At 54.2% G+C, this 15,722-nt stretch carries 14 protein-coding genes; 3 read left to right on the top strand and 11 right to left on the bottom strand.

Annotation, left to right across the window (positions count from 1 at the left end; genetic code table 11):
* Positions 1-427 precede the first annotated feature (427 nt).
* Positions 428-4,315 carry a phosphoribosylformylglycinamidine synthase gene (gene purL / locus OGX94_RS12000; RefSeq protein ID WP_206159776.1) on the bottom strand — a complete coding sequence of 1,296 codons (3,888 nt, stop codon included), beginning with the start codon at positions 4,313-4,315 and terminating at the stop codon, positions 428-430.
* A gap of 257 nt (positions 4,316-4,572) precedes the next feature.
* Here purL and mltF point away from each other — a divergent pair, with 257 nt between their 5' ends.
* Entirely contained in the window at positions 4,573-6,123 is a 1,551-nt protein-coding gene (mltF, locus tag OGX94_RS11995) for a membrane-bound lytic murein transglycosylase MltF (RefSeq protein ID WP_063941923.1), read from the top strand.
* Between the two features lie 40 nt (positions 6,124-6,163).
* Here the strand turns inward: mltF and tadA are convergent, their stop codons facing one another.
* The 4 genes from tadA to murQ are packed head-to-tail and all read right to left on the bottom strand — an operon-like array spanning position 6,164 to position 9,635.
* Complete coding sequence (gene tadA / locus OGX94_RS11990) at positions 6,164-6,700, bottom strand: tRNA adenosine(34) deaminase TadA (protein ID WP_071845284.1); 537 nt, start codon at positions 6,698-6,700, stop codon at positions 6,164-6,166.
* Positions 6,701-6,728: 28 nt separating this feature from the next.
* The gene (gene yfhb / locus OGX94_RS11985; protein WP_003835313.1) at positions 6,729-7,364 is read right to left on the bottom strand and encodes a phosphatidylglycerophosphatase C; all 636 of its coding nucleotides are present in this window, start codon (positions 7,362-7,364) and stop codon (positions 6,729-6,731) included.
* A 3-nt stretch (positions 7,365-7,367) separates the two neighbouring features.
* Positions 7,368-8,732, bottom strand: a complete 1,365-nt coding sequence (locus OGX94_RS11980; protein WP_008785492.1) for a PTS transporter subunit EIIC — start codon at positions 8,730-8,732, stop codon at positions 7,368-7,370.
* A gap of 9 nt (positions 8,733-8,741) precedes the next feature.
* Complete coding sequence (gene murQ, locus OGX94_RS11975; protein WP_003835317.1) at positions 8,742-9,635, bottom strand: N-acetylmuramic acid 6-phosphate etherase; 894 nt, start codon at positions 9,633-9,635, stop codon at positions 8,742-8,744.
* Between the two features lie 117 nt (positions 9,636-9,752).
* On the opposite strand from murQ, the gene OGX94_RS11970 reads away from it, so the two are divergent.
* On the top strand, positions 9,753-10,601 hold the full coding sequence (locus tag OGX94_RS11970) for a MurR/RpiR family transcriptional regulator (protein WP_003835318.1): 849 nt from the start codon (positions 9,753-9,755) through the stop codon (positions 10,599-10,601).
* A 55-nt stretch (positions 10,602-10,656) separates the two neighbouring features.
* Complete coding sequence (locus tag OGX94_RS11965) at positions 10,657-10,917, top strand: YfhL family 4Fe-4S dicluster ferredoxin (RefSeq protein ID WP_149335064.1); 261 nt, start codon at positions 10,657-10,659, stop codon at positions 10,915-10,917.
* Between the two features lie 106 nt (positions 10,918-11,023).
* Here OGX94_RS11965 and acpS read toward each other — a convergent pair whose 3' ends face one another.
* From acpS to lepB, 6 genes are all read right to left on the bottom strand, one after another.
* Positions 11,024-11,404 (bottom strand): holo-ACP synthase, encoded by a 381-nt coding sequence (gene acpS / locus OGX94_RS11960; RefSeq protein ID WP_003037588.1) that lies wholly within the window; start codon positions 11,402-11,404, stop codon positions 11,024-11,026.
* A complete protein-coding gene (gene pdxJ, locus OGX94_RS11955) occupies positions 11,404-12,135 on the bottom strand; it encodes a pyridoxine 5'-phosphate synthase (protein ID WP_149281466.1) in 732 nt (243 codons plus the stop codon). The genes acpS and pdxJ overlap by 1 nt, the downstream gene beginning before the upstream one ends.
* 15 nt (positions 12,136-12,150) lie before the next feature.
* Positions 12,151-12,861 (bottom strand): DNA repair protein RecO, encoded by a 711-nt coding sequence (gene recO / locus OGX94_RS11950; protein ID WP_008785495.1) that lies wholly within the window; start codon positions 12,859-12,861, stop codon positions 12,151-12,153.
* A gap of 27 nt (positions 12,862-12,888) precedes the next feature.
* A complete protein-coding gene (gene era / locus OGX94_RS11945; RefSeq protein ID WP_003037581.1) occupies positions 12,889-13,794 on the bottom strand; it encodes a GTPase Era in 906 nt (301 codons plus the stop codon).
* Positions 13,791-14,471 (bottom strand): ribonuclease III, encoded by a 681-nt coding sequence (gene rnc / locus OGX94_RS11940; RefSeq protein WP_003037579.1) that lies wholly within the window; start codon positions 14,469-14,471, stop codon positions 13,791-13,793. The genes era and rnc overlap by 4 nt, the downstream gene beginning before the upstream one ends.
* Positions 14,472-14,740: 269 nt before the next feature.
* Positions 14,741-15,715, bottom strand: a complete 975-nt coding sequence (gene lepB, locus OGX94_RS11935) for a signal peptidase I (RefSeq protein WP_003835329.1) — start codon at positions 15,713-15,715, stop codon at positions 14,741-14,743.
* Between the last annotated feature and the right edge of the window lie 7 nt (positions 15,716-15,722).

The following is a 15,722-nucleotide window of genomic DNA, read 5'->3' as shown; positions in this document are numbered from 1 at the left end:
TAAGAAGGTGAATGAGCCACTGGTTAATATTATGCAGCATCTGTGCCAATATTCAAAACACTTTATTAACACAATGATAAGTATGAAAAATATTATTATTTTCACAAATAACAATTCTGGCTGTTTTTTGTTCTCTCTGTCGCCAATAAGCAACACTTGCAGCACTTAAAAACAAATTACTATTAAATCAAATAATTAAACGTCTCTTTTTGACGACACTACAACCCTGTCCATGTCGGCATTTCCCGACACTTTACTTTTAGGTGCAAGCGCTGAGTTTATTGCCGGATGGCGGCGTGAACGCCTTATCCGGCCTACAACCGCATTTTCCCTGTAGACCTGATAAGCGTAGCGTCATCAGGCGGGTTCCATCCGGCAGACAAAAAAAAGCCCCTCGCGAAGAGGGGCTTGATGACTATTGCGCGAATTAACCGAGCTGTTTACGCGCGTTGCGGAAAATACGCATCCACGGGCTATCCTCGCCCCAGTTTTCCGGGTGCCAGGAGTTGCTCACGGTACGGAACACACGTTCTGGGTGCGGCATCATAATGGTGACGCGACCATTTTCAGTGGTCACTGCAGTAATACCGTTCGGCGAACCGTTCGGGTTAGCCGGATAGGCCTCGGTCACCTTACCAAAGTTATCAACATAGCGCAGCGCCACCAGACCTTTGCTCTCAAGCTGAGCCAGATGCGCACCGTCACGCACTTCCACACGACCTTCACCGTGAGAAACGGCAATCGGCATCATCGACCCCACCATATCGGCAAGCAGCAAAGACGGGCTTTGCGTCACTTCGACCAAGCTGAAGCGGGCTTCAAAGCGGTCAGAGTGGTTACGCACAAAGCGCGGCCACAGGTCACTTCCCGGGATCAGCTCACGCAGGTTAGACATCATCTGACAACCGTTACACACGCCGAGAGCCAGCGTTTGCGGGCGATGGAAGAAGGTTTCGAACTCATCACGGACGCGGTTGTTGAACAGAATCGACTTCGCCCAACCTTCCCCAGCGCCAAGCACATCGCCGTAAGAGAAACCGCCGCAGGCCACCAGCGCCTGGAAATTACCCAGGCCGATACGTCCGCCCAGCAGGTCGCTCATGTGCACATCGATGGCGTCGAAACCCGCACGGTGGAAGGCGGCTGCCATCTCAACGTGGGAGTTCACACCCTGCTCACGCAGTACGGCCACTTTGGGACGCGCACCGGTGGCGATGTACGGAGCGGCAACATCTTCGTTGATATCAAACGACAGTTTAACGTTGAGACCAGGGTCCGCATCGTTAGTTTTAGCGTCGTGTTCCTGATCGGCACATTCCGGGTTATCACGCAGACGCTGCATCTGCCAGGTGGTTTCCGCCCACCACATACGCAGGGTAGTACGGCTTTCGCTAAACACCGGCTGGTCGTTAGCGGTCAGGTTGAAGCGGTCGCCTTCAACGGCTTTACCGAGGAAGTGTACGCAGTCTGCCAGGCCGTGGGCAGCCAGAATCGCTTCCACCGCCTCCCGTTCAGCAGCACGAACCTGAATCACCGCACCCAGTTCTTCGTTAAACAGCGCCGCCAGACGATCTTCACCCAGAGAGTGGATATCAGCGTCAATACCGCAGTGACCGGCGAAGGCCATTTCCGCCAGCGTAACCAGCAGACCGCCGTCAGAACGGTCATGATAGGCCAGCAGCTTACGCGCAGCGACCAGCGCCTGAATCGCATCGTAGAAGCCTTTCAGTTGCTCAACGTTACGCACGTCGGCAGGCTTATCACCCAGTTGACGGTAAACCTGCGCCAGCGACGTAGCGCCCAGCGCATTGTGACCAAGACCGAGGTCAATCAGCAGCAGGGCGTTGTCTTCAGTAGAGAGCTGCGGGGTAATGGTGTGGCGCACATCTTCCACGCGGGCAAAGGCGGTGATCACCAGCGACAGTGGCGAGGTCATTTCACGCTGCTCGTTACCTTCCTGCCAGCGGGTTTTCATCGACATAGAGTCTTTGCCCACTGGAATGGTCAGGCCGAGCGCCGGGCATAGCTCTTCCCCGACGGCTTTTACTGCTTCGTACAGGCCAGCATCTTCACCAGGGTGACCCGCAGCCGCCATCCAGTTTGCCGACAGCTTAATACGTTTGATGTCGCCAATCTGCGTTGCCGCAATGTTGGTCAGCGCTTCACCGACAGCCAGACGCGCAGAGGCAGAGAAGTCCAGTAGCGCAACCGGCGCGCGCTCGCCGATAGACATCGCTTCGCCGTAGTAGCTATCGAGGCTTGCGGTAGTGACCGCGCAGTTGGCGACCGGGATCTGCCATGGACCAACCATCTGGTCACGCGCAACCATGCCGGTAACGGTACGGTCACCGATGGTCACGAGGAACGTTTTCTCCGCGACAGTCGGCAGATGCAGCACGCGGTTAACCGCATCTGCAATCGAGATTTCGTCACGATTCAGGGCATCGCCTTTGGCTTTCAGCGTCTGCACATCGCGGGTCATTTTCGGTGTTTTACCCAGCAGCACATCGAGCGGCATGTCGATCGGCTGGTTGTCGAAGTGGCTGTCGCTCAAGGTCAGATGCTGTTCTTCGGTAGCTTCACCAATCACCGCATACGGCGCGCGCTCGCGCTTACACAGTTCGTCAAACAGCGGCAATTGATCGGCAGCAACCGCCAGCACGTAGCGTTCCTGGGATTCGTTACACCAGATTTCCAGCGGACTCATACCCGGCTCGTCGCTGAGGATATCGCGCAGCTGGAACTTACCGCCGCGACCGCCATCGCTTACCAGCTCCGGCATAGCGTTAGACAGTCCACCCGCGCCAACGTCATGGATAAACAGAATCGGGTTCGCATCCCCCATCTGCCAGCAACGGTCGATAACTTCCTGGCAACGACGTTCCATTTCCGGGTTGTCACGCTGTACGGAAGCGAAATCAAGATCGGCATCAGACTGGCCGGAAGCCATAGAGGAGGCTGCCCCACCGCCAAGACCGATGTTCATCGCCGGGCCGCCGAGGACGATAAGCTTAGCGCCAACGACGATCTCGCCCTTCTGTACGTGATCGGCACGGATGTTACCGATCCCGCCTGCCAGCATGATCGGTTTATGGTAACCGCGCAGCTCTTCGCCGTTGTGGCTGTTGACCTTTTCTTCATAGGTACGGAAGTAGCCGGTCAGCGCCGGACGACCAAATTCGTTGTTAAACGCTGCGCCACCCAGCGGACCTTCGGTCATGATATCAAGCGCGGTAACAATACGGTCCGGCTTACCGAAGTCTTCTTCCCACGGCTGTTCAAAGCCAGGAATACGCAGGTTGGAAACGGAGAAACCCACCAGCCCGGCTTTCGGTTTTGCACCGCGACCTGTTGCGCCCTCGTCGCGGATTTCGCCGCCGGAGCCGGTTGCCGCACCCGGCCACGGAGAGATAGCCGTCGGGTGGTTGTGAGTTTCAACCTTCATCAGGATGTGGGCTGGTTCCTGATGGAAATCGTATCGGCCGGTTTTGTGGTCGGCAAAATAGCGGCCCACTTCAGAGCCTTCCATTACCGCAGCGTTGTCTTTATAGGCAGACAGCACGTGGTCCGGCGTGGTTTCGAAGGTATTCTTGATCATCTTGAACAGCGACTTCGGCTGCTGTTTACCATCGATAACCCAGTCGGCGTTAAAAATCTTGTGGCGGCAGTGCTCAGAGTTGGCCTGCGCAAACATGTATAGTTCAATATCGTTCGGGTTACGTCCCAGTTTGGTGAACGCATCCTGCAGATAGTCAATTTCGTCTTCCGCCAGCGCCAGACCCAGACGCAGGTTAGCGTCGATCAGCGCCTGACGCCCCTCACCCAGTAGATCAACGCTGGAGACCGGCGCCGGTTGGTGATGGGCAAACAGTTTTTCGGCATCGTTCAGCGCAGAGAAAACCGTTTCCATCATGCGGTCGTGCAGTTCGTCGGCCACCATCTGCCATTGCTCAGCGGTCAGCGTAGAGGCTTCTACATACCAGGCAATGCCACGTTCCAGGCGGCTAATCTGGTGCAGACCGCAGTTGTGGGCAATATCAGTCGCTTTAGAAGACCACGGGGAGATGGTGCCAGGGCGAGGCGTAACCAGCAGCAGTTTGCCTTCCGGGGCGTGGCTTTGCAGAGCAGGACCATATTTCAGCAGGCGTGCAAGCTGCGCGTGCTCATCTTCATTTAACGGTGCATTCAGATCGGCAAAATGGACGTACTCGGCGTAAATGTTGTGGACCTGGAGGTTGGCAGCCTGAAAACGTGCCAGCAGTTTGTTAATACGGAATGCAGACAGTGCAGGTGAACCACGCAGAATTTCCATCATAAGTCTCTCGTCTTCTAAGCTTTCGGTGTGCCCAAGTGGGGGAAACGGGCGTCATTATAAAGAATCTACCGCGTCGACGAAACCGTTTGCGTCGAAATAAAATCACGACCGTCACTTATCATCAAATGCGGTCAGATTTCTGAATAAGTTGCCAACTGACGCAAGTTTAAGCAAAATGCCGTTCATTAATGACGACTTCACTTCTTAATCAACACCACAGCAGACAGAGACAACGTACGGTTCAGAGAATTAACTAATTGAAAAAATTAAAGATTAATTATCTGTTCATCGGCATATTGACGCTGTTGTTGGCAGCGGCCCTTTGGCCATCTATCCCCTGGTTCGGTAAAGCCGAAAATCGTATCGCCGCCATTCAGTCGCGGGGAGAGCTGCGCGTCAGTACCATTGATTCGCCATTAACTTACGCGACCCTCAACGGCAAAAAATTCGGTCTGGATTATGAACTGGCCCAGGAATTTGCCGACTACTTAGGCGTGAAGTTAAAAGTTACCGTACGCCAGAACATCAGCCAGCTTTTTGACGACCTGGATAACGGCAATGCCGACCTGTTAGCCGCAGGCCTGGTCTATAACAGCGAGCGGGTTAAAAATTACCAGCCCGGCCCGACCTATTATTCGGTTTCACAACAGCTGGTGTACCGGGTTGGGCAATACCGTCCGCGCACGCTTGCCACGGTGAACGAAAACCAGCTGACTATCGCCCCGGGGCACGTGGTAGTTAACGACCTCCAGCAGCTAAAAGAGAAAAAATTTCCCGATCTGAGCTGGAAAGTCGATGACAAAAAGGGCACCACCGAACTGCTTGATGATGTAATCGCCGGAAAGCTGGATTACACCATAGCCGATTCTGTCGCCATCAGCTTATATCAACGCGTGCATCCTGAGCTGGCCGTAGCGCTCGACGTCTCTGACGAACAACCGGTGACCTGGTTTAGTCGTCTGGACGATGACAACACGCTATCTGCCGCCCTACTGGATTTCTTCAACACCATGAATGAAGACGGTTCTCTGGCACGGCTGGAAGAGAAATATCTCGGGCATGGCGATGATTTTGACTATGTCGATACCCGCTCCTTTTTGCGCGCCGTAGACAGCGTGTTGCCGGACCTCAAGCCGCTGTTTGAGAAATATGCGCAAGAGATAGACTGGCGACTGCTGGCCGCTATCTCATATCAGGAGTCACACTGGGACGCGCAGGCCACCTCTCCAACCGGCGTACGCGGGCTGATGATGCTGACCAAAAATACCGCTCAGAGTCTTGGGCTGACCGACCGTACCGATGCCGAACAAAGCATCAGCGGCGGCGCGCGATATTTGCAGGACATGATGAGCAAAGTACCAGATACCGTCCCCGAAGGAGAACGCATCTGGTTTGCGCTTGCAGCCTACAATATGGGTTATGCGCACATGCTGGACGCACGGGCGCTGACGGTGAAAACCAAAGGCAATCCGAACAGTTGGTCCGACGTAAAACAGCGACTACCGCTGCTTAGCCAAAAGCCGTATTACAATAAGTTGACCTATGGTTATGCGCGTGGCCACGAAGCCTACGCCTATGTGGAAAACATCCGTAAATACCAGATTAGCCTGGTGGGATATCTGCAAGAGAAAGAAAAACAGGCGCTAGAAACGCAGCAACTGGCGCAGGATTACCCGGCGGTGACGCCCGCAGAGCTAATAGGTAAAGATGAATTTCCGCTTTCGGCGTTTCTGTCTCAGACGTCGTCAAACTACCTGTCGCACTCGCCTTCCCTGCTGTTTTCACCGCAGAAAAAAGAGGGAAAGTAGTCCTGGTAGCCTGATAAGCGCAGCACCATCAGGCTGAGAGTTACTGATTAGCGGATTTTTTCAGGGCCTTAATTTCCTGCCGGCGCATGCGGAAGAAATCACTGAGCAGCGTGGCGCATTCATCCCGCAGTACCCCTTCGGTCACTTCAACCCGATGATTCATTCCAGGGTGATGCAGCACATCCATTAATGACCCGGCAGCCCCGGTTTTCGCATCGCGCGCGCCAAAAACGACCCGACCGATACGGCTGTGCACCATCGCGCCAGCGCACATCACGCACGGTTCCAGAGTGACGTACAGCGTGGCATCTAACAGGCGGTAGTTTTGCAGCACCAGGCCGCCCTGACGCAGCGCCATAATCTCAGCATGAGCAGTCGGATCATGATGACCTATCGGGCGGTTCCAGCCTTCGCCAATCACTCGGTTGTTATGTACCAATACCGCACCCACCGGGACTTCACGCTCATCCCAGGCGCGCTTAGCCAGCGTTAAAGCATGACGCATCCAGTATTCGTGGCTAAATTCAACATCTGACAAAGGGGTAACTCCAGTAATCAAAGCGGGCGCATTATACACGTCATACTTCAAATTGCATGTGCGTTGGCTATTCGAGTTGCTGAAGCTCTCCGCGCGGCGTGACGCGCCAGCGATGCTGGCAAAAAGAGAGCAGCGGATTGTCCTGATTACTGTCACTATAGCCACTGTAAAGCTGTAGCGGTGCGCCAATGTGGCGTTCCAGTTGTGTCACTTTCTCATGGCCCAGACAGCGCAGAGTCAGTACCCAGCCGCCATATCCCCGCGCCATTTTGCTGGCAATCAGATTGACTCGCGGTAGCCATGGAGTATCAAAGTAAACCTGCTCGACCAGTGACTGTGGAGAGCCGGTAATAAGCCAGATATCAGCGTCAGAGCTTAACAGGTAGGTTGTCAGCCGCTGCTGCACGAGCGGAAACGCCGTCACGTTACTGCGAAACCAGCGCACAAAGTCGGCCTGATGCGCTTTCAGACACGCCTCGCTGCGGCCAAAAGTGCATCCCCATAACAGCAGGCTCATTGGCCAGCGGGCGGCACGTCCTTTTATCAGCAACGCCAGCGCAATCACCGGTAACAGAGGCAGCACAAGCAACGCGTTCAGCGGCTGGCGACGCAGCAGATAACGAATAAAACTACCGAACATATCCTGCTGGTGTAACGTGCCATCCAAATCAAAAAAGACAACGCGGCGCTGGTGATTGGTCAAACCTTATTCCTCTGGATCAGTGAATCCCAATAGCCAGGTAAACAAGAACCCGGCGATAACTGCTACCAGATAGCCTAACAGATAGAACATCACTTTTCCGGCAACAATCGTCAGTGCCAGCGGTAATCCGGAGATGCCAAAGGTGATGACCGTCGCCACCTTCCAGTAGCTAATCAGCGCCCCACCTACCGCGCCGCCAAGACAGGCACCGATAAACGGCTTGCCCAACGGCAGCGTTACGCCAAAAATCAGCGGCTCGCCAATCCCCAGCAGTCCGACCGGTAGCGCCCCTTTGATCACTTTCTTTAGTCGCGCATTGCGGGTTTTCATCAAAACCGCAATCGCAGCACCTATTTGCCCAACGCCCGCCATCGCCAGGATCGGAAAGAGCGCGTTATAACCGTGCGCCTGGACCAGTTCAACATGGATGGGCACCAATCCCTGATGAAGCCCGGTAAGTACCAACGGCAGGAAGGTTCCCGCCAGCACGGCACCGACCAGAAAACCGCCGCGATCGATAGCCCAGGATGCGCCGTGAGCGATAGATTCAGAAATCCATCCGCCAAGCGGTTGCAGCGCCACAATCGCGATTACGCCGGTAATGATGGTGGTCAGCAGCGGGTTAAGGATAAGCTCCAGTGATTCTGGCAACAGCGTGCGGAATTTACGTTCGATCCAGCACATCAGCGCAACCACCAGCAATACCGCGATCACCCCACCGCGCCCCGGCTGCAACGCTTCGCCAAACAGGGTAATTTGCGCCAGCTGAGGGCTGGAGAGGATCCCCGCCATCACCCCGCCCATTGCCAGGGAGCCACCGAAAACTTTGGCGGTATTCACCCCGACCAGAATATTCATAATGGCAAATACGGCGCTGCCAAATATGCCCATCAACCCCAGCATATTTGGATAGTGGGTCGCAAAATCCCCCACGATATCCGGGCGCTTAAGGATGTTAATAATGCCGGTAATCAAACCGGAGGCGATAAACGCCGGAATAAGAGGGATAAAGACGTTCGCCAGCTTACGCAGCGCATCGCTCATCGGCGCTTTGTACTTCGCTTTGGCCTCTGACTTGGTGCGCTCAATATCATTGGCACCTGCTCGCTCGCCGCCATCGGCAATCAGGGAACGCATGGCATCCACCACTTTGGCTGCTTTACCGGGACCGACAATAATCTGGTGCTGTGCGCCCTGCTTCACGTAGCCGCTAACGCCGGGCAGTTGCCTGAGGCGGGGAATATCGATCTGCCCGTCATCCTGAACTTCCACCCTGACACGGGTCATACAGTTTTCCAGACGCAGAATATTGTTCTCTCCGCCAACGCCCAGCAGGATGTCGCTGGCCAGCAACGCCGTCTTATCCATATACACCTCTTAGTGTTCTAACGCCGCGCGTAAAAAACCCTGGTGAGCGGCAAGCTTTTCGCGGGCGGCAGCGGCATCCAGGCCGGTGAGCGCCATTAAAATAGCCGGCTTAACATCATAATCCGTCTGCTTCAGCAGCGTTTCAGCTTGAGCACGCGCAATGCCGGTGGCTTCAACCACCATACGGCACGCCCGATCGACCAGTTTGACGTTGGTTGCCTGCATATCCACCATCAGGTTCTGGTACACCTTGCCAAATTTCACCATCGCGCCGGTGGAGATCATATTGAGCACCAGCTTTTGCGCGGTGCCGGATTTCAGTCGTGTTGACCCGGTCAGCGCCTCTGGCCCCACCACCGGAGAAATGGCAATGTCCGCTTCATGCGCGATAGGGGAATCCGGATTGCATGAAATAGCCGCCGTCGTACAGCCCACCGAACGCGCATATTTCAACCCACCAATGACATACGGCGTACGACCAGAAGCAGCCAGCCCCACCACCAGATCCTGTGCGGTAAGATTGAGCGTACGCAGATCGTCTTCACCTAGCTGCGGGTTATCTTCTGCGCCTTCTACGGCCTTAAGCAGCGCACCCGGTCCCCCGGCAATCAGCCCAACCACCAGACCGTGCGGAACGCCGAAGGTTGGCGGGCATTCAGACGCGTCCAGCACCCCAAGACGCCCACTGGTACCTGCTCCCATGTAAATAATGCGTCCACCGGCTTTTAGCGCGTCAGCTGCCGCATCAACCGCGCGCGCAACTTCAGGAAGAGTTGCTTTTACTGCTTCAGCTACCAGCGTATCCTGTTGATTAAAACGATGAACCAACTCCAGAGTGGAGAGCGCATCCAGATCCATGGTCTGAGGATTGCGGGTTTCTGAAACTAACGCACCGAGATTCATTTTTTGTTCCTTAGGAATTTTTAATTCATAATAATCTGTCATAATGGAATATTATATTCACTAAGGCGAGTGATATTTTGTTTTGTAATCGCCATCACATTTTCGCCAGGAGAAAGCATGAACTGTTTAATTCGCATTCGTCAGCGTTATCCGGATCTCGCGCAAAGCGATAAAAAGCTTGCGGATTATCTTCTTGCTCAACCGGATGCTGCGCGTCATCTCAGTTCACAACAGCTGGCCTTTGAAGCGGGCGTCAGCCAGTCCAGCGTGGTGAAATTCGCGCAAAAGATGGGCTTTAAAGGATTCCCGGCACTCAAACTGGCGATTAGCGAAGCATTGGCCAGCAATCCCAATCCCCATTCCATTCCGGTACATAATCAGATTCGCGGTGACGACCCGATGCGAATGGTAGGCGAGAAACTGATTAAAGAGAACGTGGCGGCGATGCATGCGACGCTGGACGTCAACAGCGAAGAGAAACTGATGGAGAGCGTCACGATGCTGCGTTCAGCCCGCCGCATTATCGTGACCGGGATTGGCGCATCGGGTCTGGTGGCACAGAATTTTGCCTGGAAGCTGCTGAAGATTGGTTTTAACGCGGTGGTGGAACGCGATATGCACGCCCTACTGGCGACGGTGCAGGCGCTTTCGCCTAACGATCTACTGCTGGCCATTTCGTATACCGGAGAGCGTCGAGAGCTCAACCTGGCTGCGGATGAAACGTTGCGCACCGGCGCGAAAATCCTCGCCATCACCGGATTCACACCGAACGCCCTGCAGCAACGGGCAAGTCATTGTCTGTACACCATTGCCGAGGAGCAGGCCACGCGCAGCGCAGCGATTTCCTCCACCCATGCGCAAATGATGCTCACTGATTTACTGTTTATGGCGCTGGTGCAGCAGGATCTGGAGCATGCCCCGGAACGTATTCGCCACAGTGAGGCCCTGGTAAAAAAACTGGTCTGAGCAAAGAATGCGCGTATAATGCCCGCCCGATTTGTGATGTTTTGAGAGTTTCCTGATGGCCCTGTTAATCACTAAAAAGTGTATCAATTGCGATATGTGCGAGCCCGAATGCCCGAATGAGGCGATTTCGATGGGTGATTGCATTTACGAGATTAACAGCGACAAGTGTACGGAATGCGTAGGCCATTACGACACGCCAACCTGCCAGAAGGTGTGCCCTATTCCCAATACTATTTTGAAAGATCCGGCGCATGTCGAAACAGAAGAGCAGCTGTGGGATAAGTTTGTGCTGATGCACCACGCCGATAAACTTTAGCCGCGTCGCCATCTGGCGATGAAGCTCCTACCCTGCCCCTGCAACAAACGCATAACCCGTAGGCCGGATAAGACGCTACGCGTCGCCATCCGGCAACGTCCTGAATCTAACTTTCGATAATCACCGTGGCGCAGGCGTAGTGACGCTCATCGGCCAGCGTCACATGCATATGCGCGACGCCGAGTTTTTCCGCCAGTTTTAACGCCTCTCCCCATAATCGCAGACGCGGCTTACCGAGTTCGTCGTTAAAGACTTCAAACTGATTAAACGCCAGCCCATTGCGAATACCCGTGCCAAAGGCTTTTGCTGCCGCCTCTTTGACTGCAAAACGCTTCGCCAGAAAACGCACCGGCTGCTGATGCGTTTCCCAGATTGCCCATTCGTTGTCGCTGAGCACACGTCTTGCCAGGCGGTCGCCGGAACGGGAGATCACCGCTTCGATGCGGGCAATCTCCACGATATCCGTACCTAATCCCAGAATCGCCATTAGCCACGCGCTTCCAGCATCAGGCGCTTCATTTCGACTACGGCCTCTTTCAGGCCGCTCATCACCGCACGTCCGATAATGGCATGGCCAATATTCAGCTCGTGCATTTCCGGGATCCGCGCGATAGCTTTAACGTTGTGATACGTCAGACCGTGACCCGCATTCACCTTCAGGCCAAGGCTTGCAGCAAAAGTCGCCGCTTTGGCGATACGCGCCAGTTCGCTGGCCTGTTCTGCGTCGGTTTTCGCATCGGCGTAACAGCCGGTGTGAATTTCAATAAACGGTGCGCCAACTTCCGCAGCGGCCTTAATCTGCTCTTCATCGGCATCGATAAACAGCGAAACCAGAATGCCTGCGTCCGCCAGACGTTTGCAGGCATCGCGCATCTTGTCACGCTGGCCGGCGACGTCCAGCCCACCTTCAGTGGTAACTTCCTGACGTTTTTCCGGCACCAGGCAGCAAAAATGCGGCTTAGTCTCAACGGCAATCGCCAGCATCTCTTCAGTGACCGCCATTTCCAGATTCATGCGCGTATCCAGCGTCTGGCGCAGAATACGTACGTCACGGTCGGTGATATGGCGACGGTCTTCACGCAGATGTACGGTAATACCGTCTGCGCCCGCCTGTTCAACGATAAACGCTGCCTGAACCGGGTCCGGATATGCGGTACCGCGTGCATTACGTAAAGTGGCAATGTGGTCAATGTTGACGCCTAACAGTAATTCGGCCATGACAATCCTCGTTTTTTATTTTCGCTTCGGCATAAACTGCCGGAATAATTCGCGGCTCTTTAAGGGCTTACCACCAAGATACGGCTTTAACGCCATGCGGGTAAAGCGTTTCGCGGCGCGAAGCGTATCAGCATCCGGAAATTCCCGCGATTCGAGTGCTTTCAGATGGCGTCCGGTAAAGGTGGCGTTATCAATCACTACGCTGGCGATAAACCCTTTTTCTTCCCGGTAGCGATAGGTCATGGTGTCGTCTACCGGCTCGCCGCTGCCTGCACAGTGGGTAAAATCGACGCCATACCCCAGATGACCAAGTAAGGCCAGCTCAAAGCGACGCAACGCAGGTTCTGGCGAACCCGTGGCGCCAGCCAGCGCCTGAATACAGTTCAGGTAATCGAAAAAGAGTGCAGAAAAGCGGGTTTCGTATTCGAGTACGCGCGAGATAAGCTCGTTAATATACAAGCCGCTGTATAGCGTGATTCCGCTAAGGGGGAGTGCCAGAGAAACGGCTTCGGCGCTGCGCAAGGTTTTGACCTCGCCACGTCCACCAAAGCGAAGCAACAACGGGGTAAAAGGCTGGAGTGCGCCTTTAAGATTGGAGCGTTTGGAACGTGCGCCTTTAGCCACCAGGCGCACGCGACCCGACTCTTCCGTGAAGACATCCAGCACGAGACTGGTTTCGCTCCAGGGGCGACTATGCAGGACAAAAGCGCGTTGCCATCCTTCCATATACTCGCCGTGTTTCAGAAGATGTGTTTAGACGTCGTCGCCGTAACCGAGGCTACGCAGCGCGCGTTCGTCATCGGCCCAGCCGGATTTCACTTTCACCCACAGTTCGAGGTGAACGGGCGCTTCGAACATCTCCTGCATGTCTTTACGCGCTTCGATGCCGATGGTTTTAATCTTGGCCCCTTTGTTGCCAATAACCATCTTCTTCTGCCCTTCACGTTCGACGAGGATCAGGCCGTTAATGTCGTAGCCGCCGCGTTCGTTAGAGATAAAACGCTCAATCTCCACGGTAACGGAGTACGGCAGTTCAGCCCCCAGAAAACGCATCAGCTTTTCACGGATGATTTCAGAGGCCATAAAGCGCTGAGAACGGTCGGTGATGTAATCTTCCGGGAAGTGATGAATAGCTTCCGGCAAATGCTTACGCACGATGCCCGCAACGGTATCGACATTCAAGCCGGTTTCGGCAGAAATCGGTACGATATCAAGGAAGTTCATCTGGCTTGCCAGGAACTGCAGGTGCGGCAGCAGATCGGCTTTTTCCTGAACGTTGTCGACTTTGTTGACGGCCAGAATAACCGGGGCTTTGCCATCACGCAGCTTGTTGAGCACCATTTCGTCGTCCGGCGTCCAGCGGGTGCCTTCGACAACGAAAATAACCAGTTCAACATCACCGATCGAGCTGCTCGCCGCTTTGTTCATCAGGCGGTTAATAGCCCGTTTTTCTTCCATATGCAGACCCGGGGTATCAACATAAATCGCCTGATACGCGCCTTCGGTATGGATGCCAACAATACGGTGACGTGTTGTCTGAGCCTTACGTGAGGTAATAGAAATCTTCTGCCCAAGCAGATTATTCAACAGGGTGGATTTGCCGACGTTCGGGCGACCGACGATAGCAATAAATCCGCAGTAGGTTTTCTCTTCGCTCATTCCAGCTCCAGTTTTTTCAACGCCTGTTCGGCGGCAGCCTGCTCAGCCTTACGACGGCTCGAACCTGTGCCAACCACCGGTTCACTCAGGCCGCTGACCTGGCAGTGGATAGTAAATTCTTGATCGTGCGCTTCACCACGGACCTGCACCACCAAATAAGACGGCAGAGGCAGGTGGCGACCCTGCAAATATTCCTGCAGGCGCGTTTTCGGATCTTTTTGTTTGTCGCCTGGGCTAATTTCATCCAGACGAGTTTGATACCAGTTCAGGATCAATTGCTCAACGGTTTGAATATCGCTGTCGAGGAAGACGCCGCCGATCAAAGCTTCAACGGTATCCGCCAGGATTGATTCACGACGGAAGCCGCCGCTTTTCAGCTCACCAGGCCCCAAACGTAAACATTCACCGAGGTCAAACTCACGGGCTAATTCTGCCAGCGTATTGCCGCGAACCAGCGTCGCGCGCATGCGGCTCATATCACCTTCATCCACACGCGGGAAACGGTGATACAGCGCATTAGCGATAACAAAGCTCAAAATAGAGTCGCCTAAAAATTCTAAACGCTCGTTATGTTTGCTGCTGGCGCTCCGGTGAGTTAATGCCTGCTGCAACAGCTCCTGATGATTAAAAGTGTAGCCCAGCTTCCGTTGAAGCCGATTAATTACGATGGGGTTCATGCGATACCAATAAATGAATGCGTCAACAATTCAGCACACGAAACAGACCTGATATACGCACTTCGCTGAGCCATCCGGCTTCGCCTGCATGCTTTTGTATACAAACCAACGCTGTTTCGTGTGCCGTGGCAACCTGTCGGTGCCAACCTAAAACTTCGGGGGAATATTCTATACACAACGACAAGGGATGTCGTTAGTCTGCGGGAATTTATCCGAGAAATAATTCACGCTGCCGCCGTAATGACGACAACGTGAACAATTATCGGTGATTAGTGAATGCCACCAATACGGCTTAAACGCACACCGGTCGGCCATTCACCTTCTTGCTTATCGAAACTCATCCAGATAGCGGTCGCTTTACCAACCAGATTCGCTTCCGGTACAAATCCCCAGTAACGGCTGTCCGCGCTGTTATCACGGTTATCACCCATCATGAAGTAGTGTCCCGGCGGAACGATCCAGGTTGCCAACGGCTGACCAGGTTGACGGTAATACATCCCCACCTGATCCTGCGCAATCGGCACGGTCAGAATGCGGTGTGTAACCTCACCCAGCGTTTCTTTACGCTCAGAAAGGCGAATACCGTTCTCTTTCGTTTCGTTCAGCGGAACTTCAAAGAAGCCGCTGGTCGCTTCACCGCCGTTACGACGAGCAAAGGTCTGTACAAAATCACTTGGCTGAACATCAGAGTACGTTACCGGCAACGCGTTTTCACACGCCTGACCGGAACGGCATCCTGGCTGAATAGTCACCTCTTTCGCCACTGGATCGTACGTTACTTTGTCTCCCGGTAAACCGACAGCACGTTTAATGTAGTCCAGACGCGGGTCTTCCGGGTATTTAAACACCACAATATCACCGCGTTTCGGATGACCGGTTTCGATCAACGTTTTCTGGTAAATCGGATCTTTAATCCCGTAGGCGAATTTCTCCACCAGGATAAAGTCACCGATAAGCAGCGTCGGCATCATCGAACCTGACGGGATCTGGAATGGTTCATAGATAAATGAACGCACCACCAGCACAATCGCCAGTACCGGGAAAACGGACGCCCCGGTTTCCAGCCAGCCTGGCTTAGGTGCCACTTTTTTCAGCGTAGCTTTATCCAGTGAATCACCTGCAGCAGCTTGCGCTGCTGCCTGACGCTCCCGGCGCTTTGGCGCGAAGATGAATTTATCTACGCACCATAAAATGCCCGTCACCAGTGTGGCAATCACCAGAATCAGGGCAAACATGTTCGCCATGCCAACT

Origin of the sequence: Citrobacter sp. Cpo037, assembly GCF_030332945.1 — a bacterium.
GTDB classification, from domain to species: Bacteria; Pseudomonadota; Gammaproteobacteria; order Enterobacterales; family Enterobacteriaceae; genus Citrobacter; species Citrobacter portucalensis.
The sequence above is the reverse complement of the archived record's forward strand: the minus strand, read 5'-3'. Positions and strand labels throughout refer to the sequence as shown.

Bases quoted from the DNA above. Each gene is read 5' to 3' on its own strand.
- purL (WP_206159776.1), bottom strand. From the start codon at position 4,315: ATGATGGAAATTCTGCGTGGTTCACCTGCACTGTCTGCATTCCGTATT.
- OGX94_RS11980 (WP_008785492.1), bottom strand. From the start codon at position 8,732: ATGGATAAGACGGCGTTGCTGGCCAGCGACATCCTGCTGGGCGTTGGC.
- murQ (WP_003835317.1), bottom strand. From the start codon at position 9,635: ATGAATCTCGGTGCGTTAGTTTCAGAAACCCGCAATCCTCAGACCATG.
- OGX94_RS11970 (WP_003835318.1), top strand. From the start codon at position 9,753: ATGAACTGTTTAATTCGCATTCGTCAGCGTTATCCGGATCTCGCGCAA.
- OGX94_RS11965 (WP_149335064.1), top strand. From the start codon at position 10,657: ATGGCCCTGTTAATCACTAAAAAGTGTATCAATTGCGATATGTGCGAG.
- acpS (WP_003037588.1), bottom strand. From the start codon at position 11,404: ATGGCGATTCTGGGATTAGGTACGGATATCGTGGAGATTGCCCGCATC.
- pdxJ (WP_149281466.1), bottom strand. From the start codon at position 12,135: ATGGCCGAATTACTGTTAGGCGTCAACATTGACCACATTGCCACTTTA.
- recO (WP_008785495.1), bottom strand. From the start codon at position 12,861: ATGGAAGGATGGCAACGCGCTTTTGTCCTGCATAGTCGCCCCTGGAGC.
- era (WP_003037581.1), bottom strand. From the start codon at position 13,794: ATGAGCGAAGAGAAAACCTACTGCGGATTTATTGCTATCGTCGGTCGC.
- rnc (WP_003037579.1), bottom strand. From the start codon at position 14,471: ATGAACCCCATCGTAATTAATCGGCTTCAACGGAAGCTGGGCTACACT.
- lepB (WP_003835329.1), bottom strand. From the start codon at position 15,715: ATGGCGAACATGTTTGCCCTGATTCTGGTGATTGCCACACTGGTGACG.